This window comes from Pseudomonas sp. A25(2017) (assembly GCF_002001065.1).
Taxonomy (GTDB): Bacteria; Pseudomonadota; Gammaproteobacteria; order Pseudomonadales; family Pseudomonadaceae; genus Aquipseudomonas; species Aquipseudomonas kilonensis.
In genome coordinates, this window is sequence record NZ_MUOA01000044.1 from 25559 (window position 1) to 45229 (window position 19671).

The following is a 19671-nucleotide window of genomic DNA, read 5'->3' on the forward strand; positions in this document are numbered from 1 at the left end:
AGTCGCCGCCTTCGCGAGCAAGCCCGCTCCCACAGGTACAGCATCAATCTTGAAATCGCCGATATCCCCTGTGGGAGCGGGCTTGCTCGCGAAGGCGCTAGGTCTGTCACCACAAATGCTGGATATGCCCCCGACCTCTGGCTAAAGTCCCCGCTCTCCTCATCAAGGAAGTGCCGGATGAATCTTCTCCCATGGCTGGGCCAATGGGCCTTCGCCCCCATGGAATGGCTGGTGATCGGCTCGGCCATTGCCCTGGCCTACATCGTGTTCGGCATTGCCGGGTTCGGCACGGCGCTGGTGGCCGCGCCCATCCTGCTGCTGTTCATGCCGCTGTCGAAAATCGTCCCGCTGCTGGTCTTGCTCGATTTCGTCGCGGCCTTCGGCAACTTGCTGCCCTCGCGCCGAGATGTGTCCCGGCCGGAGCTGCTGCGGTTGCTGCCGTGCATGGCACTGGGTTGCACCCTCGGGGTGATTTTCCTGCTCAACCTCAAGTCCGACCTGTTGTTGCTGTTGATGGGGGTGTTCATCAGTTGCTATGCGATCTACAGCCTGTTGATAAAAACCCGGCCGACGCAGTTGTCAGCGCGGTGGGCGTTTCCGATGGGCACGGTGGGCGGGATGTTCGGCGCGTTGTTTGGCAGTGGCGGCTTTTTATATGCCATCTATCTGAACAGTCGCTTGCCCAAGGACGCGGCCCGAGCCACGCAAAGTGCCCTGATCAGTTGCAGCACCGTGGTGCGCCTGAGCCTGTTTATCGTGGCCGGGGTGTATGCCGAGCTACCCTTGTTGGTACTGGCGCTGTGTTTGTTGCCGGCCATGGCGCTGGGGTTGTGGGTAGGGCGTCGCTTGACCATGAAGATGTCGCGAGAGGCATTCGTGCGGCTGGTCACCTGGCTGGTGCTTGCCAGCGGTCTTGCGTTGATCGGGCGCTACCTGAGTGCTTGACCTGGCCCCGCCAGGGATTAAGCTGCCGGCCTTTGATCAGACCCTGCCAGGGAAACAGCCAGGCCTCGCCATGAACTCGCAAAGCATCATCGTTCCGAAAATTTCCACCCTGCCGGTCCACGAGCCTCGGGCCCGGGCGATCGTGCGCTGGCTGGTGCGCAAGAATATCGTCGAAGAACAACTGACCACCTGCGGGCGCACCGGCAGTCGCATGGCCCACGCCATCGCCTCCGGTGCCCGCGACGTGGTCATGCACCCCGAAGCCTTGCCGTTCGGTGAGGCGATCAATGGCCTGGAGATCATCACCAAGCGCTGCATCTATACGCCGGCCAAGGGCTTTCTCGAAGAAGCCGGTTGCGCCGAGTGCCGCAAGGAAGTCGGCGAAGCGCTGTTCGAAAGCCTGGAAGACTGGATGCCGGCGCGCACCGACAACTTCACCTGCCCCGAATGCGGCCATGAAGATGACATCAACGGCTTCCTGTTCCTGCAGCCCTGCGGCTTTTCCAACCTGGGGTTCATCTTCAACAATTGGCTGGAGGCGGGGTTCAAGCAGGACTTTCTCGATGAATTCGCCGATTGGCTCGACCAGCCGGTGAGTTGGGTGAAGGTGGAGTTGTAGATAGGTACACCACAGGATGCTTTTGTGGCGAGGGGATTTATCCCCGCTGGGCTGCGCAGCAGTCCCCAAGCAGTCGACTCAATCTGCCAGATGTACCGCATGGTCTGGGTTTAGGGCCGCTTCGCGCCCCAGCGGGGATAAATCCCCTCGCCACAGGGTTTGGTGTACAACAAGAATTGTTGGTTTTAGCCCGTCAATCAGCCCGGCAATAATAGACAGAGTTTTACATTGAGCCAGACGGGGTCCATGAGTATAATGGCGCGCTTCCATTTTCCCGCTCGGGAGCCCCCGCGATGCTGCGTATCAGCCAAGAAGCTCTGACCTTCGACGACATTCTCCTAGTGCCCGGTTATTCCGAAGTACTGCCTAACGAAGTCAGTCTCAAAACCCGTCTCACCCGTGGCATCGAACTGAATATCCCCCTGGTTTCCGCCGCCATGGACACCGTGACCGAAGCCCGTCTGGCCATTGCCATGGCCCAGGAAGGCGGTATCGGTATCATCCACAAGAACATGACCATCGAACAGCAGGCCGCCGAAGTGCGCAAGGTCAAGCGGTTCGAGGCTGGCGTGGTCAAGGATCCGATTACCATCGAGGCTGACGCCACGGTCCGGGATCTGTTCGAACTGACCCGCATGCACAACATCTCCGGCGTTCCGGTGCTGCACGATGGCGACCTGGTCGGCATCGTCACCTCCCGCGACGTGCGTTTCGAGAACCGCCTGGATGCCACCGTCCGCCAAGTGATGACGCCTAAAGAGCGCCTGGTCACGGTCAAGGAAGGCACCAACAAGGACGAAGTCCGCGAGTTGCTGCACAAGCACCGCATCGAGCGCGTGCTGATCGTCGACGACAAATTCGCCCTCAAGGGCATGATGACCGTCAACGACATCGAAAAAGCCAAGGCCTACCCGCTGGCCAGCAAGGACGACCAAGGTCGTCTGCGCGTCGGCGCTGCGGTCGGCACCGGCAAGGACACCGGTGACCGTGTCGCCGCCCTGGTCAGTGCCGGTGTTGACGTGGTGGTGGTCGACACCGCCCACGGCCACTCCAAAGGCGTGATCGACCGCGTTCGCTGGGTCAAGCAGAACTTCCCTGAAGTGCAGGTGATCGGCGGCAACATCGCCACCGGCGCTGCCGCCAAGGCCCTGGCCGAAGCCGGCGCCGACGCGGTCAAGGTCGGTATCGGCCCTGGCTCGATCTGCACCACCCGTATCGTTGCCGGTGTCGGCGTGCCGCAGATCAGCGCCATCGCCAACGTCGCCGCCGCCCTTGAAGGCACCGGCGTGCCGTTGATCGCCGACGGCGGTATCCGCTTCTCCGGTGACCTGTCCAAGGCCATCGTAGCCGGTGCCTCCTGCGTGATGATGGGTTCGATGTTTGCCGGTACCGAAGAAGCACCGGGCGAGATCGAGCTGTTCCAGGGCCGTAGCTACAAGGCTTATCGCGGCATGGGTTCGCTGGGCGCCATGTCCCAGGCCCAGGGCTCTTCCGACCGTTACTTCCAGGACTCCTCCGCGGGTGCCGAGAAGCTGGTGCCGGAAGGCATCGAAGGTCGCGTGCCGTACAAAGGCACCCTGAGCGCCATCATCCATCAACTGATGGGCGGCCTGCGTTCTTCCATGGGCTACACCGGCAGCGCCAACATCGAAGAGATGCGCACCAAGCCTGAATTCGTGCGTATCACCGGCGCTGGCATGGCCGAGTCCCATGTCCACGACGTGCAGATCACCAAGGAAGCGCCGAACTACCGCGTAGGTTAAGGCCTCCAGCAAAACGTTAATCACCGGGGCTGTTCATTCAGCCCCGAGTTGTTTCTGATTCACTACATGAGAATGAGTCATGGCCCTCGACATTCACGCTCACCGCATCCTGATCCTCGACTTCGGTTCCCAGTACACCCAGCTGATCGCCCGCCGCGTGCGTGAAATCGGCGTGTACTGCGAATTGCATCCGTTCGACATGGATGACGAAGCGATTCGCGAATTCGCGCCTAAAGGCGTCATCCTCGCCGGCGGCCCCGAGTCCGTGCACGAAGCCGACAGCCCGCGCTGCCCGCAAGCCGTGTTCGACCTGGGCGTGCCCGTCTTCGGTATCTGCTACGGCATGCAGACCATGGCTGAACAACTGGGCGGCAAGGTCGAAGGTTCGGACCTGCGTGAGTTCGGTTATGCCCGCGTTGACGTAGTCGGCAAGAGCCGCCTGTTGGACGGCATCGAGGACCACGTCGACGCCGACGGCCTGTTCGGCCTGGACGTGTGGATGAGCCACGGTGACAAGGTCACCAGGATGCCGGAAGACTTCCACATCCTGGCCAGCACCCCGAGCTGCCCGATTGCCGGCATGTTCAACGATGATCGCCGTTACTACGGCGTGCAGTTCCACCCTGAAGTGACCCACACCAAGCAGGGCGGCCGCATCCTGTCGCGCTTCATCCTCGACATCTGCGAGTGTGAAGCCCTGTGGACCCCGTCGAAAATCGCTGAAGACGCCATTGCCCAAGTCCGTGCTCAAGTCGGTACTGACAACGTGCTGCTCGGCCTGTCCGGCGGCGTTGACTCCTCGGTGGTTGCCGCATTGCTGCACAAGGCCATTGGCGACCAGCTGACCTGCGTCTTCGTCGACAACGGCCTGCTGCGCCTGCACGAAGGCGAGCAAGTGATGGCCATGTTCGCCGAGAACATGGGCGTCAAGGTGATCCGCGCCAACGCCGAAGAGCAGTTCCTGAACAACCTGGCCGGCGAGTCCGACCCGGAGAAAAAGCGCAAGATCATCGGCCGCACTTTCATCGACGTGTTCGATGCCCAGTCCAACAAGCTGGACAACATCAAGTACCTGGCCCAGGGCACCATCTACCCCGACGTGATCGAGTCGGCCGGCGCCAAGAGCGGCAAGGCCCACGTGATCAAGTCCCACCACAACGTCGGTGGCCTGCCGGAAGAGATGAACCTCAAGCTGGTCGAGCCGCTGCGCGAACTGTTCAAGGACGAAGTGCGTCGCCTGGGTCTTGAGCTGGGCCTGCCGTACGACATGGTCTACCGCCACCCATTCCCGGGCCCGGGCCTGGGCGTGCGGATCCTCGGCGAAGTGAAGAAGGAATACGCCGACCTGCTGCGTCGCGCCGACCACATCTTCATCGAAGAACTGCGCAAGGCCGACTGGTACCACAAGGTCAGCCAGGCCTTCGTGGTGTTCCAACCGGTGAAATCGGTGGGCGTGGTCGGCGATGGCCGTCGTTACGCCTGGGTCGTGGCCCTGCGTGCCGTGGAAACCATCGACTTCATGACCGCGCGCTGGGCACACCTGCCGTACGAGCTGCTGGAAACCGTTTCCGGGCGCATCATCAATGAAATCGAAGGTATTTCTCGCGTGACGTACGACGTGTCGAGCAAGCCGCCGGCGACGATTGAGTGGGAATGATGGGGCGCCGGCACTGACCGGCAGCCATTAGCGAGAAACACCCTGAAGCCCGCTTAATTGCGGGCTTTTGGCGTTTGAACCCAGGGCTTGGTCACGTTCGACTGATAATAACTTTCCGATAGGACTGTTCTGCAAAACACCTATGTGGCGAGGGACAAGCTCCCTCGCCACATTGTTAAGCGGTCCATGCTGCTTGTGCCGTCTATGCACCGATTTCCCCATCGTTGTTCCTGACCTGTCCACGTTTGTCCGTCGCTCCCCTGAAAGTGAATGTCACCTGGCGGCTCAGTCACCTTTCGCTACGATTCCCCGCCTCAACGAGCATCGAGAAATGCTTATCATCGAACGGCGAGACCCAACAGGAGCGTCGCCGGCATGCCTCGCGAAACGCTGTTGTAGCCAAGTTATCTCCCCCGCACCCATGCCGTGCCCGGGCAAGCGTGTCCGTGCTGGTAGTGAGTGCTGTCGTTTAAAAGAAAGAGTAAGGTTGTCATTTGACAACCTGGCGAGTCATGCGAATACTGGAGATCAAGGATGATTCGTCCAACGCATCCGAAGAAAGAAATTGAAGAAGCGCTTAGGCATGCCGAAGGGCATGGCTGGCGCATAGAGGTTGGCGGCAGTCACGCCTGGGGGCGGGTTTATTGCCCGTACAAAGAGGTGGAGTGCCGTTGTGGCGAGTTCTGTATCACTTCGATATGGAGCACGCCGAAGAGCCCTGGCAACCATGCGCGAGCCTTGCGACGCGTTGTGGACAATTGCACTGCGCATCGCGACCGACACGACGTTGATGGCGATGCTGAGGAATAGAACAATGGAATATATTTTTACCTTGAAATATCAGCTTGCTGACGACGGTTGTGCCATGGATGAACTGGTCGAACGGCTGGGAGAAGCGGGCTGCGACGATGCCTTGGTAGGCATCGGGCAGCCAGGGCGTCTGGCGCTTGAGTTCACTCGCGAGGCTCCTGATGCGGTCAAGGCTGTGCTTAGCGCTCTGGCCGACGTCCATCGCGCGGTGCCGTCGGCCAAATTGATCGAGGTTGCGCCTGATTTGGTCGGGTTGACCGACGTTGCCGAGATCGTAGGTGTGTCTCGGCAGAACATGCGCAAGCTGATGTTGGCCCATCCAGCTAGCTTCCCGACACCGGTGCATGAGGGCAGTACATCTATCTGGCATTTGGCAGATGTTCTGGGTTGGCTGCAGGCCAGGGGCAGCTATTCGCTTACCAAGAATGTGTTGGATGTGGCCCAAGTGGCGCTGCAGGTCAACGTTGCGAAAGAAGGTCGACGGTTGCCTGGTATGGCTTGCGAAGAGTTGGACGCTTTGGTTGGGTGACAGTCTTGGGGAATAACGGAGTAGCCGAAGCTGGCGCATGGCGATAACGGTTCCGGGGGGCTGCTGTGCAGCCCAACGGGGATAAATCCCCTCGCCACAGGGGCAGAGGCGTTTTCCAGGTGTCTGTGCCTAGCCGCTGCGCAAAGTCGTGTTTCAAATTGTGCTTAAATGCCAACTTCCCCATCGTTGCTCTTGGCTTGTCCACGTTTGTCCGTCGCTCTCTGCTCGTGAATGCGCAAAGCTGTCGGCCGCTCACAACAAGACTGCAAACTTCCATCCCAAGAACACCGTGCCGACAAACTCAGAAACGGTGTCACTGCCCTTATGTTCAAACGCATCCTGTCCGCTCTGAGCGGCAAGAAATCCAGCACGTCGACACCGGTTTCTTCCGCGCACGCTGATGCGCCGCCGCCCCAGCCGGACGAGGGTGAATTGATCACGGTCTACGACAGCTACGGTCGTGAGATGCAGATCACCCGCAACGAGTGGCGCAACAACGTCTTCCTGCCAAACCTGCGAGAGAAATGGAATTCTGCCGACGAACTCTACAGCCTGATTATCTCGGGTTTGAATGATGGTTTTGTCGCTGACTTGATTCCGGCCGCGGCACAACTGGTCGAGATCGACAGCAACCCCGAGCGCAGCCATGTCATCCAGGGCATTGTGCTGCTGGAGAACGGCCAGCTCGATGCCGCCGAAAACGCGCTGCGCACCGGGATGGCGAAAGTGGGCGCGACAGGCACCTTGCTGACCAACCTGGCCAAGGTCTTCAGCGAGCGCGGCGAGCAGGCGCTTGCCGATGAAACGCTTTGGCACGCGATCCAGGCCGACCCGAATCAAGAGAATGGCCTGTTGTGGTGGGCGGCCCTTCAGCGGGAACGAGGGGGCGAGGCGGGTTATCTCGAGGCGCTGCGTACCGTGGCTGCGTTGCCCGGCAGTTGGCGTGCGCCCTTGTGGTTGGCGCGTCATTGCCTGGAACAGAAGGACGTCCAATCGGCACGCGGGTTTTACACGCAGGTGCTGACGGCGGGTACGTTCGACGGCAGCGCGCTGATGATGATCTCGGGCGACTTGGGTAACAACGGCCAGATTCCACTGATCATCGAGCTGGTCGAGCCCGTCTATGATGAGCGCAAACACGACCCCATGGCCGGTATCAACTTGCTGCGCGCCTATCAGGAACTTGGCCAAGCGGCCGCAGGCGAGGCGCTGCTCGCCCGCCTGTATGCCCTGGGTTTTGCGCCGATCAAAAGCCAGCTCGACCAGTTTGCCCAAGCCTTCCAGCAAATGCACAAGCAGGACGCCCAAGGCGTGCCGGTGGATCCTGAAAGCCTGCAGTTCGCGACGTTGGCATTGAGCCAGCCGATCTGGCACTACGGTTTGCGCAACGCCGATTGGTTCTTCGCGCAGAAACCGGAAGGGGCATCGCAAATCGGTTTCTTCGCGCTGTCCAAAAGCACAGACGGGGCAGAGCGCGCCGAATCGCAACGGGAGGATGAACTGGGGCGCTTCTCGCGCGCGATTCCTCTCTACCTGGCCGAAGCCGTGCACTACTGGAGCGACCATGTAGGCACGTGTTATATCCAAATCGTGGAAGGCGGCGGCCCGGTGCTATCGGGGGGTGAAGCCGACGGCCAAGCGCTTTTCGATATCGTGCCGCCGACGATGAAGTCCTTCATCACCGGCGAGATCGGCTGTTCGGGTGAAGGTGATCTAGCCCAATGGCAGCTTTCCCTGAGCCTCTGGGACTGCGCGACTCGCACCAGGCAAACTACCGAAAGCGGCAGCGCGACGAAGGCCGGCATCGGTGCTCTGGTACTCGACCTTGAGCAGCGTTTGCTTGCGCGCATTGGCCTGAAGCGCGAGACGCCCGTGGATTCGTTCTACCTGCATCCCACCGCCGAAGCCTTGCCGGTCTACCTGACCGAGCTGGGCCAGGCCTTCATGTTGACGCTGCTGGCGAACGGGCGCATGCCTAAATCCGCGATGTGGGGTGAGCGTGCCATGCTCGACTGGCCGCTGAACATGGCTCTTCATTGGCCCACGGTGGAAGTCGCCAAGCTGATGTACATCTCCGGGTTGGGCAAGGCCCACGATTACCAGTCGGACGTGCTCGCCGAATACAAAGAGCGCAGCCTGCAGTGGCTGCGCGAGTTGGAGCAGGCGGGCAACCCTGCATCGCGCTTGGCGCCGTTGATATGGAAGGTGTTCGGTATGCAGGCGGAGCTACAGGCTTACCTGCGCCACCTGCCCGACGATACAAGTGCTGCGCACAAGGCCTGGTTGGAGCGGGTGAGCGAGTAGTCGCTCGGCTTTTTTTACGCCACGCGGTGCAAAAGCACGCTGATCGTTCGAATTATTCTCCTATCGGGAAAACGCTGGGAAAAACCACCACACGTTTTTTTCATCTTGCTTTCCTTACCGTTTCTCATCTGCGGGTGTATCGTATTCGCCTTTTGCGGGCCCAACGGTTCGCCGCGGATTCAATAGGTGGTTGCGTTCATGTCCTTTACCCGTCGCCAAATACTCGGTGGCCTGGCCGGTCTTGTTGTCGTTGGCGTGGGGGCGGGAGGTGCGTCGCGGTACTGGTTGGGCAAGCGCGCCGATGCCGAGGCCGGTCACGACTATGAATTGATCGCCGCACCGCTGGACGTCGAGCTGGTGGCCGGGCACAAGACCCAGGCCTGGGCGTTTGGCTCTTCGGCGCCGGGCACCGAGTTGCGGGTGCGCCAGGGTGAGTGGCTGCGGGTACGTTTCATCAATCACCTGCCGGTCGCCACCACCATTCATTGGCACGGGATCCGTTTGCCGCTGGAGATGGACGGTGTGCCGTATGTCTCGCAATTGCCGGTGCTGCCGGGCGAGTATTTCGATTACAAATTCCGCGTGCCGGACGCTGGCAGCTATTGGTATCACCCCCACGTCAACAGCAGCGAAGAGCTCGGGCGTGGGCTGGTGGGGCCGTTGATCATCGAAGAGCGTGAGCCCACCGGTTTCAAGTACGAACAAACCCTGAGCCTCAAGAGCTGGCATGTGGACGAGCAGGGCGAGTTCGTCGCGTTCAGCATTCCCCGTGAAGCGGCGCGTGGCGGCACGGCTGGCCGGCTGGCGACCATCAACGGCGTGGCGCAAGCGGTGATTGACCTGCCGGCCGGGCAGATCACCCGGGTGCGCTTGCTCAACCTGGACAACACCCTGACGTATCGCATCAACATCCCAGGCGTTGAAGCGCAGATCTATGCACTGGACGGCAACCCCATCGAACCGCGCCCGTTGGGCAAGGAATACTGGCTTGGCCCGGGCATGCGCATTTGCCTGGCGATCAAGGCACCGCCAGCCGGCGAAGAGTTGTCGTTGCGCAATGGCCCGGTGCGCCTGGGGACCTTGCGTTCGGTGCCTAACAGTGACGCGCCGAGCCAATGGCCGCCGGCGCTGCCGCCCAATCCTGTGTCCGAGCCGGACCTGGCCAATGCCGAAAAACTCAACTTCAATTTCGAATGGGTTGGCTCGGTGTCGGTCAATGTCGACAATGGCAAGCCACCGAGCCTGTGGCAGATCAACGGCAAGGCCTGGGACATCACCGACAAGACCTGCGCCGACCGGCCGATCGCCACGCTGAAGAAAGGCCAGAGCTACATTTTCGAATTGAAGAACATGACCCAGTACCAGCACCCGATCCACTTGCACGGCATGAGCTTCAAGGTGATTGCGTCGAACCGGCACAAGGTCGTGCCGTATTTCACCGACACTTACCTGCTGGGCAAGAACGAGCGGGCGCAGGTGGCGCTGGTGGCGGATAATCCAGGCGTGTGGATGTTCCACTGCCATGTGATCGACCACATGGAAACCGGCCTGATGGCCGCCATCGAGGTGGCTTGATGCGCCAGATTCGCCCTGCCAGGATCATCGACCGCAGCCGTGACCAGGACTTCATGCGCGAAGCCCTGGCCCTCGCCGCACAAGGCGCCGCCCTGGGCGAAGTGCCCGTGGGCGCGGTGCTGGTGCAGGACGGCGAGATCATCGGACGCGGTTTCAACTGCCCGATCAGCGGCTACGACCCCAGTGCCCACGCCGAAATGGTCGCCATCCGCGCCGCCGCCCAGGCGGTGAGCAACTATCGCCTGCCCGGCAGCACGCTGTATGTGACGCTGGAGCCATGCAGCATGTGCGCTGGCCTGATCGTCCATTCGCGTATCGCCCGGGTCGTCTACGGCGCCCTGGAGCCCAAGGCCGGCATCGTGCAGAGCCAGGGGCAGTTCTTCAACCAGGGCTTCCTGAACCATCGGGTGATGTACGAGGGCGGGGTGTTGGCCGAGGAATGCAGCACCATGCTGAGTGAGTTCTTCAAGGCCCGAAGAGCCAAATCCTCAGACTAAACACTTATCTCCTGTGGGAGCGAACCTCTGTAGGAGTGAACCTTTGTGGGAGCAAGGCTTGCCCGCGATGAACGATAACGCGGCCTTGCTATAGACCGCGGTGCCTCCATCGCGGGCAAGCCTTGCTCCCACAAGGGCTCGCCCCCACAGGGGGGATTTGTGGCTGTCTGGGTTATTTCCGCGCCACAATCACCGCCCGCATCGGCGCCGGCAGCCCTTCGATGGTTTTGCTGTGGTCGGCGGGGTCGAGGAAGTCGCTCAGCGACTGATACTTCATCCACTCGGTGCTGCGCTGTTCCTCTACGGTGGTCAGGCTCACGTCCACGCAACGCACGTCGCTGAACCCGGCGCGGCGCAGCCAGCGCTCCAGGGCCGGGACCGACGGCAGGAACCACACGTTGCGCATCTGCGCGTAGCGGTCCTCGGGCACCAGCACCTGGTGTTCGTCGCCCTCGATCACCAGGGTTTCCAGCACCAGTTCACCGCCCTTGACCAGGCAGTCCTTCAAGGCCAGCAGGTGCTCGATCGGCGAGCGGCGGTGGTAGAACACGCCCATGGAAAACACGGTGTCGAAGCCTTCCAACTCGGGTGGCAGGGCCTCGAAGGGGAACGGCAAATGCCAGGCGTTGGGCTGCGACAGGTAGCGCTGCACCGCCTGGAACTGGCAGAAGAACAGCCAATTGGGGTCGACGCCGATCACCGTGTCAGCCCCGGCGCCGAGCATGCGCCACATGTAGTAGCCGTTGCCGCAGCCCACATCGAGGATGCGCTTGCCTTTCAGGTCCAGGTGCGGGGCCACCCGTGACCACTTCCAGTCCGAGCGCCATTCGGTGTCCACGTGCACGCCAAACAGGTCGAAAGGGCCTTTGCGCCATGGCGACAGGCCCATCAACGCGGTACGCATTTGCGCACGGGTTTCGTCGGAACAATCGGTGTCGAGCGTCAGACCATTCAGCAGGTCGACCGTGGTGGGTTGCAAGGCCGGCAGCGCATCGAGCGCGCTTTGCCAACGCTCCAGATCGCCATGGCCCTTTTCCATCTTGCTGTCGAGTTGCGTCTGCAGCGTCGCGGCCCATTCGGCCAGGGGCGTGCCGGCCAGATGGCGGGCGAGGGGGGACAGATCAATCATGGCAGGGCAATCAACGAGGCGAAGTTAAGACACTGGAACCACGGCACGACTTTCGAGAACCCGGCTGCCAGCAGGCGCTCGCGGTGTTCTTCGAGGCTGTCGGGCTTCATGACGTTTTCGATGGCGCTGCGTTTCTGGGCAATTTCCAGCTCGCTGTAGCCGTTGGCGCGCTTGAACGCCACGTGCAGGTCGGTGAGCAGGGCGTGTTCCTCGGCATCGTTGAACCGCAATTTTTCCGACAGGATCAGGGCGCCGCCCGGCAGCAGGGACTGGCGGATGCGGCTCAACAATGCGGTGCGCTGGTCCGGCGCGATGAATTGCAGGGTGAAGTTCAGTGCCACCACCGAGGCCGGCTGGAACGTCAGGGCGAGGATGTCGCCTTCGATCACTTCCACCGGCAGCAGCTCCTGGAGCATCGAGTCCTGGCCGTTGAGGTATTCGCGGCAGCGCTCGACCATGGCCGCCGAGTTATCCACAGCGATTACCCGGCAACCGTCCGTGCGCACGTGGCGGCGCAGGGCCTGGGTCACGGCGCCCAGGGACGAGCCCAGGTCGTAGAGCACGCTGCCCGGCTGGGCGAATTGCGCGGCGAGCACGCCAAGGTTTTCGACAATGGTCGGGTAACCCGGTACCGAACGCTTGATCATGTCCGGAAACACCCGCACCACGTCCTCGTTGAAGGCGAAGTCCGGCACTTGGGCCAGGGGTTGGGCGAATAGGCGATCGGGATCTTTGCTCACGGCGGTTCCAGCGGCATGGGTGGTGAAAAGGCCGGCATTTTAACCAAAAAACCTGTGGGAGCGAGCTTTGTGGGAGTAAGGCTTTGTAGGAGTAAGGTTTTGTGGGAGTAGGGCTCTGTGGGAGCAAGGCTTGCCCGCGATGAACGATAATGCGGTCTTGCTATAGACCGCGGTACCTTCATCGCGGGCAAGCCTTGCTCCCACAGATCCTTGCTCCCACAGAGCTTTGTTCCCATATTTATCTTTGTTCAGTGTGGCTTTTGGGTAAACGCCGACGCCGTAATCCCCCACTGGCCCAGCCAGTAACTGACGATGATCAGGTAAGGCGCGGCATGGAAGGGCTGCACGAACCGGTTGATGCCGATCAGGCTGTCGGAGAACACAAACGCCAGCGCCCCGGCGGCGGCCAGCCAGGCCGAGCGTTTCGGCACGCCGGTGCCCAGTCGCGCCAACGCTCGCCAGAGCATGGCGCTGATGGCCAGGCCGTAGACAATCACCGGCACCAGCAACGGCCCGAGGCCGTTCGACACCAGGATCCCCAACAGCACCGCGCCGATGCCCAAGGCCAGGGCCAATGGCAGCAGTGCCGGGCGGCGGCAGTCGCTGAGGTAGGCTTTCAGGTAGGCCAGGTGCGCCAGCAGAAACGCGCCGAGGCCGAACACGAACAGATCCCCCGGCCAGGCCAGCAACACATCGCCCACCAGCGAAAAAATCAGCCCGAGGCTGATCCAGCGCCGATAGTCACTGGGCGGCGCATCGTGCAGCCAGCCGAGCAGGGCCAGGACCGGCATGGGCTTGACCAGCAGGCACAACAGCGTGGCGTGCACGGTCAGGCCGTACAGGTAGGTGGCTGCGCCCATCAGTGCAAGGATCAGCCAACCCACGGTCAGTTCACCGCAATGGCGCAGTCAAACGTTTCCACGGGCGGTACTTCCGGGGCCCAGGGCTGTTGATAAGTCAGGCGCAAGCGCCCGGTGCCGGCGCTGAACGCCTGGAAGCGCCAGGTCGAGACACCCGCGGCGCCGACGATGCCGGCGTCTTCCGGGTTGCGATAAACCTCCGGCCCCAAGCCTTTGAGCACGCCACCGGCCGAATCCTGGATCGCCCAGCGATAACCGGTAGTGGGGTTGCTGGGCAAGCTCAGGATCAGGTTCTGCCCGTTATTGAGCCTTACCGGGCACTGGCTCAGTTTTTCCACGGTCACGTTGTTGCTGGTTTGCGTGGCGCAGGCACTCAACAGGGCGAGGCTGAGGGGGGCGAGCAGGCGGGTGGGGAACATAAGGGTGGTGGCTCCGGCATTCACGACGAACGGCGAGCATAACCGAAGATGCTACTGGGTGTGTCAGCTGGGGAGGTGTTGTTACTGATGCCGTCATCGCGGGCAAGCCTTGCTCCCACAATAGATCTTTGTCGCACACAAAATCTGTGAGCGACATTTTACCCTGGGAGCAAGGCTTGCCCGCGATGGCGCCCGCACAAGCGCTAGAGAAATATCAGAACAACACCTTAGCCACATCCGCAAACCGCTTGGCAAAGTGCACCGTGACACCTTCCTTGAGGTAGTCCGGCAGTTCTTCGAAGTTGCCCCGGTTGGCTTCCGGCAGGATCAGCTCGTTGATTTTCTGCCGCCGCGCCGCGATGACCTTCTCGCGCACCCCGCCAATCGGCAGGACGTGTCCGGTGAGGGTCAGTTCGCCGGTCATGGCCACGCCTTTTTTCGGCGGCTGGTTGCGGGCCAGGGACAGCAACGCGCTGGCCATGGTCACGCCGGCGCTCGGGCCGTCCTTGGGCGTGGCGCCTTCCGGTACGTGCAGGTGAACGAAGGCCTCGTCAAAGAACTTCGGATCGCCACCAAATTGCTTCAGGTGCGAACTGACGTAGCTGTGGGCGATTTCCGCCGATTCCTTCATCACGTCCCCCAGTTGCCCGGTCAGCTTGAAGCCGCGATTGAGGGTGTGGATGCGCGTTGCTTCGATCGGCAAGGTCGCGCCGCCCATGCTGGTCCAGGCCAGGCCGGTGATCACGCCGATGCCGGACAACACCTGCTCGTTGCGGAACACCGGTTTACCCAGCGAGGCCTCGAGGTCCTTCGGTCCGAGCTTGATCATGGCCTTGGGGTCGTCGATCAGCTTCATCACCGCCTTGCGCACCAGTTTGCCCAGCTGTTTTTCCAGCTGTCGCACCCCGGCTTCACGGGCATAGCCGTCGATCAGGGCCTTGAGGGCGCTGTCGTTGATGCTCAGGCTGCCCTTGGACACGCCGGCCTTGGCCAGTTGCTTGGGCCACAAGTGACGCTTGGCGATGGCGACTTTTTCTTCGGTGATGTAGCCCGACAGGCGGATCACTTCCATCCGGTCCAGCAGCGGGCCGGGGATCGAGTCCAGAGTGTTGGCGGTGCAGACGAAGAGCACTTTCGACAGGTCCAGGCGCAGGTCCAGGTAGTGGTCGAGGAATTCGACGTTCTGCTCCGGGTCGAGGGTCTCCAGCAGGGCCGAGGCCGGGTCGCCCTGGTAGCTCTGGCCCATCTTGTCGATCTCGTCGAGCATGATCACCGGGTTCATCACTTCGACATCTTTCAGTGCCTGCACCAGCTTGCCCGGCTGGGCGCCGATGTAGGTGCGCCGATGCCCCTTGATCTCGGCTTCATCACGCATGCCGCCGAGGCTGAAACGGTAGAACGGTCGCCCGAGGGACTCGGCGATGGATTTGCCGACACTGGTCTTGCCCACGCCCGGCGGACCCACCAGCAGCACGATGGAACCGCTGATCTCGCCTTTGTAGGCGCCAACGGCGAGGAATTCGAGGATGCGCTCCTTGATGTCGTCCAGGCCGGCGTGGTGCTGGTCGAGCACCTTGCGCGCATGCTTGAGGTCGAGTTTGTCCTGGCCATACACGCCCCACGGCACCGAGGTCGCCCAATCCAGGTAATTGCGGGTGACGGCATATTCCGGCGAGCCGGTTTCCAGGATCGAGAGTTTGTTCATTTCCTCTTCGATGCGTTTCTGCGCCTGGGCCGGCAGCACTTTGCCTTCGAGCCGCTGCTCGAACTGTTCGATATCGGCGCTGCGGTCGTCCTTGGTCAGCCCCAGCTCCTGCTGGATGACCTTGAGCTGCTCCTTGAGGAAGAACTGGCGCTGATGTTCGCCGATCTTGTTGTTGACCTCGGCGGAAATTTCTTTTTGCAGCCGCGCCACTTCGACTTCCTTGCGCAGCATCGGCAGGACTTTTTCCATGCGCTTGAGCATGGGCACGCAGTCGAGCACTTCCTGCAGTTCATTGCCGGTGGCGGAGGTGAGCGCAGCGGCAAAGTCGGTCAGCGGCGAAGGGTCGTTGGGGCTGAAGCGGTTGAGGTAGTTCTTCAGCTCTTCGCTGTACAGCGGGTTGAGCGGCAGCAGTTCCTTGATCGCGTTGATCAGCGCCATGCCGTAGGCCTTGACCTCATCGGTCGGCTCGCTCGGCTGGTGCGGGTATTCGACTTCCACCAGGTACGGTGGGCGATGGTGCTTGAGCCAGGTGCGGATACGCACGCGGGTCAGGCCCTGGGCGACAAATTGCAGTTTGCCGCCTTCCCGGCTGGCGTGGTGCACCTTCACCAGCGTGCCGTACAGCGGCAGTTTCGAGGTATCGAAATGGCGCGGGTCTTCCTGGGGCGAGTCCATGAAGAACAGTGCCAGGGAGTGATGGTCGGACTTGGCCACCAGCTCCAGGGTCTCGGCCCACGGTTCTTCGTTGACGATGACCGGCAACACCTGGGCCGGGAAGAACGGACGATTGTGGATCGGGATGATGTAGACCTTGTCCGGCAAATTCTGGCCAGGCAGGGCCAGGCCGGTGCCGGAGGAGGTGTGTTCGATGTGTTCGGAGTCAGCGTAATCGTGAGTGGCTTCTGTAGAGTGCTGGTCGCTCATGGGGCACCTGCGCAATGGGGTATGGGTCTTAGATGGGGCAGGTGGGGGGTGGTTTCAATGGAGGGTGATTGTTAGCGGTTATTTCATTGGCCGGTTCTGCCCCGTAGGAACTGCCGAGCGAAGCGAGGCTGCGATCTTTCCCCTGACGCTTGAGTCTCAAGTGAAAGATCAAAAGATCGCAGCCTGCGGCAGCTCCTACGGGAGGCGCGTCAGGCGACTCGGTTCAAGTCGTTATGACGCGTCTCCTTCAGGCACAGCACGGCGATCACACTAAGCAGCGCGGCCGCTGAAACATAACCCCCGACATAGCTCAAACCGCCCATCGCCACCAGTTTCTGGGCGAAGAATGGCGCGGCCGAGGCGCCGACGATGCCGCCCAGGTTGTAGGCCGCCGAGGCACCGGTGTAGCGCACGTGGGTCGGAAACAGTTCTGGTAGCAAGGCGCCCATGGGGGCGAAGGTCACCCCCATCAGGAACAGCTCGATGCACAGGAACAGCGCCACGCCGCCGGTCGAGCCGTGGGTCAACAAGGGTTCCATGAGGAAACCCGAGGCAATCGCCAATACGCCGCCGACGATCAGCACCGGCTTGCGGCCGTAGCGGTCGCTGGCCCAGGCCGACAGGGGCGTAGCGGCGGCCATGAACAGCACGGCAAAGCACAACAGACCCAGGAAGGTCTCGCGGCTGTAGCCGAGGGTGGACACGCCGTAGCTCAGGGAAAACACCGTCGAGATATAGAACAGCGCGTAACACACCACCATCGCCGCCGCGCCCAGCAAGGTTGGCGCCCAGTACTGGCTGAACAGCTCGACCAACGGCACCTTCACTCGCTCCTGGCGGGCCATGGCATTGGCAAACACCGGGGTTTCGTGGAGCTTGAGCCGCACATAGAGGCCGACGATCACCAGCACGGCACTGAGCAGGAACGGAATCCGCCAGCCCCAGGCGCGGAACTGCTCGTCGTCAAGGGTCATGGCCAGGGTCAGGAACAGCCCGTTGGCCGCCAGGAAGCCGATGGAGGGCCCCAGCTGGGGGAACATGCCGAACCAGGCACGCTTGCCCTTGGGCGCGTTCTCGGTGGCAAGCAGCGCCGCGCCGCCCCATTCACCGCCCAACCCCAGGCCCTGGCCGAAACGCAGCACGCACAGCAGGATCGGCGCCCAGGCGCCAATGCTGGCGTAGCCCGGCAGCACGCCGATGAGCGTGGTGCACACACCCATCAGCAGCAGGGACGCCACCAGCGTCGACTTGCGCCCGATCCGGTCGCCGAAATGGCCGAACAGCGCAGAGCCCAACGGGCGGGCAAGGAAGGCGATGCCAAACGTCAGGAAGGACGACAGCATCTGTGCCGTGCCTGAGGTTTGCGGGAAGAACACCGGCCCGATCACCAGGGCCGCAGCCGTGGCGTAGACGTAGAAGTCGTAGAACTCGATGGCGGTGCCGATGAAACTCGCGGTGGCCACGCGGGTGGCCGAATTTGTCGGCTGGGCAGACACAGCCTCGTTGCAGGTAGCGGTCGTCATGCGGTTATCCCTGACAGTCATGTGCTCCGTTGGAGCGAATTATTATGGTCGAACACCCAGGGATGTGGGCGGGTATCCTTTCGCTGTTTCGGGTAGGAACAGTCGCAGGACTGATGTGGATTCTGCCGATGAACCGGCTGGGTGCGGGTAAGCACGGGGTTCGGGCGGGGCTGGGTAAGCGGCTTGAGTATAGGAAGGGGGCTAACGATTCAACAAGAGAGCCCGCACACAATATTGAAGCGTGCGCTGGGCTTTTTGTGGCGAGGGGATTTATCCCCGCTGGGCTGCGAAGCGGCCCCAAATACAGTCAACTCAATTTTGCCTGGCACACCGAGTTGCCGGGTTTTAGGGCTGCTTCGCAGCCCAGCGGGGATAAATCCCCTCGCCACAACTGTGTTTTACCTTGAGCCTGGGGGGGATTCAGGAAGCCGTGGGCACCGAACTGTTATGCCACGCCAGCACCTGGCTGACACGGTTGTCCACGGTTTCGATGATTTCCAGCCGATAACGGCCGATCTTCAGGCACACCGGGCTTTCGGGGATGGTTTCCAGGGCTTCGGTCACCAGCCCGTTGAGGGTCTTGGGGCCGTCGCAAGGCAGGTGCCAGCCCAGGGTCCTGTTCAATTCGCGGATCGACGCCGCACCATCGATCATCAGGCGACCATCGGGCTGGGGATGGATGTGGGGGTTGTCGAGGCTGTGCTCGCTCTCGAATTCGCCGACGATTTCTTCCAGGATGTCTTCCAGGGTGACGATGCCCAGCACTTCGCCGTACTCGTCCACCACCATGCCCAGGCGCCGCTGCTGCTTGTGGAAATTCAGCAATTGCAGTTGCAGTGGCGTGCTTTCGGGGACGAAGTAGGGCTCGTGGGAGGCGGTCAGCAGCGCTTCCTTGGTCAGGCTCGCGTCCGCCAGCAAATGACGGATCTGGCGCGTGTTGAGCACCGCTTCGACCTGGTTGATGTCGCTGTGGAACATCGGTAGGCGGGTACGCCGGTTCAGGCGCAACTGTTCGATGATCTCGCCGATGGGGTCGTCGAGGTTGATCCCATCGACCTCGCTGCGGGGCACGAGGATATCGTTGACGGTGATGTTGTCCAGGGCGTGTATGCCGGAAATCGGGTGCAGCCGGCCGCCGCCGTGTTCAGGTTCGTGTTCGCTGCGCGGTGGTGCGGGCATTTCGTCGTCGCTCTGTTGCACCATGCTGGCCTTGCGCGCAAAGGGGCGCAGCAAAAATTGGCTGGCACCATTCAACAGCCAGGCAAACGGATAGAGGATCTTCAACGGTATGCCCAGCAAGGCGTTGCCCAGGGCCAGCACCGCTTCGGGTTGGCGGGTGGCCAAGGTGCGCGGCAGGTAGTCGGCAAACACCAGCAGGGCAGCGCCGCTGCCGAGCCAGGCTACCCAAGGGCCGTTTTCCAGCCAGGTAAAGATCGCCAGCAAGGTGCCGACGACCACGGCCAGGGTGCGGCAGAGGGTATTGCACAGGATCAGGCTGGCCAACGGGAACGTCAGCGCTGCCAGTGGTTTGTCACTGGCGCGCGAAGCCGTGCGCTGGGCCAGCAGGTGCTGCTGGGCGGCTTCGATGGCGGTGAACAGGGCCGACCAGAGGATCAGCACCACCAGCACGGCAAACAGCGGCGCCACGGGCAACGTATCCATCAGGGCCGTC

The 19671-nt window shown here is 61.8% G+C and carries 16 protein-coding genes; 9 read left to right on the forward strand and 7 right to left on the reverse strand.

The genetic code is table 11. The features are described 5' to 3' along the window. Window positions 1-177 precede the first annotated feature (177 nt). The 9 genes from B0E42_RS05195 to tadA all read left to right on the forward strand — a co-directional run bounded on the left by B0E42_RS05195 (window position 178) and on the right by tadA (window position 10699). Window positions 178-945 (forward strand): sulfite exporter TauE/SafE family protein, encoded by a 768-nt coding sequence (locus B0E42_RS05195; RefSeq protein ID WP_077505887.1) that lies wholly within the window; start codon window positions 178-180, stop codon window positions 943-945. Between the two features lie 70 nt (window positions 946-1015). After that, window positions 1016-1564, forward strand: a complete 549-nt coding sequence (locus B0E42_RS05200; RefSeq protein WP_077506036.1) for a sugar ABC transporter ATPase — start codon at window positions 1016-1018, stop codon at window positions 1562-1564. Between the two features lie 293 nt (window positions 1565-1857). Beyond that, window positions 1858-3327: an IMP dehydrogenase gene (gene guaB, locus B0E42_RS05205; protein WP_024616424.1), complete on the forward strand. Its 1470-nt coding sequence runs from the start codon at window positions 1858-1860 to the stop codon at window positions 3325-3327. 79 nt (window positions 3328-3406) lie between these two features. After that, entirely contained in the window at window positions 3407-4984 is a 1578-nt protein-coding gene (gene guaA, locus B0E42_RS05210) for a glutamine-hydrolyzing GMP synthase (RefSeq protein WP_003198041.1), read from the forward strand. Window positions 4985-5518: 534 nt separating this feature from the next. After that, on the forward strand, window positions 5519-5794 hold the full coding sequence (locus B0E42_RS31405) for a hypothetical protein (RefSeq protein ID WP_024617657.1): 276 nt from the start codon (window positions 5519-5521) through the stop codon (window positions 5792-5794). A 4-nt stretch (window positions 5795-5798) separates the two neighbouring features. Then, window positions 5799-6323: an AlpA family transcriptional regulator gene (locus B0E42_RS05220; protein ID WP_053178286.1), complete on the forward strand. Its 525-nt coding sequence runs from the start codon at window positions 5799-5801 to the stop codon at window positions 6321-6323. A gap of 324 nt (window positions 6324-6647) precedes the next feature. Next, window positions 6648-8627 (forward strand): lipopolysaccharide assembly protein LapB, encoded by a 1980-nt coding sequence (locus B0E42_RS05225; RefSeq protein ID WP_077505889.1) that lies wholly within the window; start codon window positions 6648-6650, stop codon window positions 8625-8627. A gap of 198 nt (window positions 8628-8825) precedes the next feature. Next, on the forward strand, window positions 8826-10202 hold the full coding sequence (locus B0E42_RS05230; protein WP_018611169.1) for a multicopper oxidase family protein: 1377 nt from the start codon (window positions 8826-8828) through the stop codon (window positions 10200-10202). Continuing rightward, window positions 10202-10699 (forward strand): tRNA adenosine(34) deaminase TadA, encoded by a 498-nt coding sequence (tadA, locus tag B0E42_RS05235; protein ID WP_053178273.1) that lies wholly within the window; start codon window positions 10202-10204, stop codon window positions 10697-10699. The genes B0E42_RS05230 and tadA overlap by 1 nt, the downstream gene beginning before the upstream one ends. A gap of 172 nt (window positions 10700-10871) precedes the next feature. Here the strand turns inward: tadA and cmoB are convergent, their stop codons facing one another. The 7 genes from cmoB to B0E42_RS05270 all read right to left on the reverse strand — a co-directional run bounded on the left by cmoB (window position 10872) and on the right by B0E42_RS05270 (window position 19661). Next, on the reverse strand, window positions 10872-11828 hold the full coding sequence (gene cmoB / locus B0E42_RS05240) for a tRNA 5-methoxyuridine(34)/uridine 5-oxyacetic acid(34) synthase CmoB (protein ID WP_077505891.1): 957 nt from the start codon (window positions 11826-11828) through the stop codon (window positions 10872-10874). Next, a complete protein-coding gene (gene cmoA, locus B0E42_RS05245; RefSeq protein WP_077505893.1) occupies window positions 11825-12568 on the reverse strand; it encodes a carboxy-S-adenosyl-L-methionine synthase CmoA in 744 nt (247 codons plus the stop codon). The genes cmoB and cmoA overlap by 4 nt, the downstream gene beginning before the upstream one ends. A 248-nt stretch (window positions 12569-12816) precedes the next feature. Beyond that, window positions 12817-13452: a lysoplasmalogenase gene (locus tag B0E42_RS05250; protein WP_014336723.1), complete on the reverse strand. Its 636-nt coding sequence runs from the start codon at window positions 13450-13452 to the stop codon at window positions 12817-12819. Window positions 13453-13454: 2 nt separating this feature from the next. Continuing rightward, the gene (locus B0E42_RS05255) at window positions 13455-13847 is read right to left on the reverse strand and encodes a protease inhibitor I42 family protein (protein ID WP_018611160.1); all 393 of its coding nucleotides are present in this window, start codon (window positions 13845-13847) and stop codon (window positions 13455-13457) included. A 214-nt stretch (window positions 13848-14061) separates the two neighbouring features. Beyond that, window positions 14062-16476 (reverse strand): endopeptidase La, encoded by a 2415-nt coding sequence (gene lon, locus B0E42_RS05260; RefSeq protein WP_018611158.1) that lies wholly within the window; start codon window positions 16474-16476, stop codon window positions 14062-14064. Between the two features lie 209 nt (window positions 16477-16685). Continuing rightward, window positions 16686-17999, reverse strand: a complete 1314-nt coding sequence (locus B0E42_RS05265) for an MFS transporter (protein WP_024617665.1) — start codon at window positions 17997-17999, stop codon at window positions 16686-16688. 420 nt (window positions 18000-18419) lie between these two features. Continuing rightward, window positions 18420-19661, reverse strand: a complete 1242-nt coding sequence (locus tag B0E42_RS05270; protein ID WP_077505895.1) for an HlyC/CorC family transporter — start codon at window positions 19659-19661, stop codon at window positions 18420-18422. Between the last annotated feature and the right edge of the window lie 10 nt (window positions 19662-19671).

Excerpts from the sequence above, each read along its gene's own strand:
- B0E42_RS05195 (WP_077505887.1), top strand. The coding sequence starts at position 178 with ATGAATCTTCTCCCATGGCTGGGCCAATGGGCCTTCGCCCCCATGGAA.
- B0E42_RS05200 (WP_077506036.1), top strand. The coding sequence starts at position 1,016 with ATGAACTCGCAAAGCATCATCGTTCCGAAAATTTCCACCCTGCCGGTC.
- guaB (WP_024616424.1), top strand. The coding sequence starts at position 1,858 with ATGCTGCGTATCAGCCAAGAAGCTCTGACCTTCGACGACATTCTCCTA.
- guaA (WP_003198041.1), top strand. The coding sequence starts at position 3,407 with ATGGCCCTCGACATTCACGCTCACCGCATCCTGATCCTCGACTTCGGT.
- B0E42_RS31405 (WP_024617657.1), top strand. The coding sequence starts at position 5,519 with ATGATTCGTCCAACGCATCCGAAGAAAGAAATTGAAGAAGCGCTTAGG.
- B0E42_RS05220 (WP_053178286.1), top strand. The coding sequence starts at position 5,799 with ATGGAATATATTTTTACCTTGAAATATCAGCTTGCTGACGACGGTTGT.
- B0E42_RS05225 (WP_077505889.1), top strand. The coding sequence starts at position 6,648 with ATGTTCAAACGCATCCTGTCCGCTCTGAGCGGCAAGAAATCCAGCACG.
- B0E42_RS05230 (WP_018611169.1), top strand. The coding sequence starts at position 8,826 with ATGTCCTTTACCCGTCGCCAAATACTCGGTGGCCTGGCCGGTCTTGTT.
- tadA (WP_053178273.1), top strand. The coding sequence starts at position 10,202 with ATGCGCCAGATTCGCCCTGCCAGGATCATCGACCGCAGCCGTGACCAG.
- cmoB (WP_077505891.1), bottom strand. The coding sequence starts at position 11,828 with ATGATTGATCTGTCCCCCCTCGCCCGCCATCTGGCCGGCACGCCCCTG.
- B0E42_RS05255 (WP_018611160.1), bottom strand. The coding sequence starts at position 13,847 with ATGTTCCCCACCCGCCTGCTCGCCCCCCTCAGCCTCGCCCTGTTGAGT.
- lon (WP_018611158.1), bottom strand. The coding sequence starts at position 16,476 with ATGAGCGACCAGCACTCTACAGAAGCCACTCACGATTACGCTGACTCC.
- B0E42_RS05265 (WP_024617665.1), bottom strand. The coding sequence starts at position 17,999 with ATGACGACCGCTACCTGCAACGAGGCTGTGTCTGCCCAGCCGACAAAT.
- B0E42_RS05270 (WP_077505895.1), bottom strand. The coding sequence starts at position 19,661 with ATGGATACGTTGCCCGTGGCGCCGCTGTTTGCCGTGCTGGTGGTGCTG.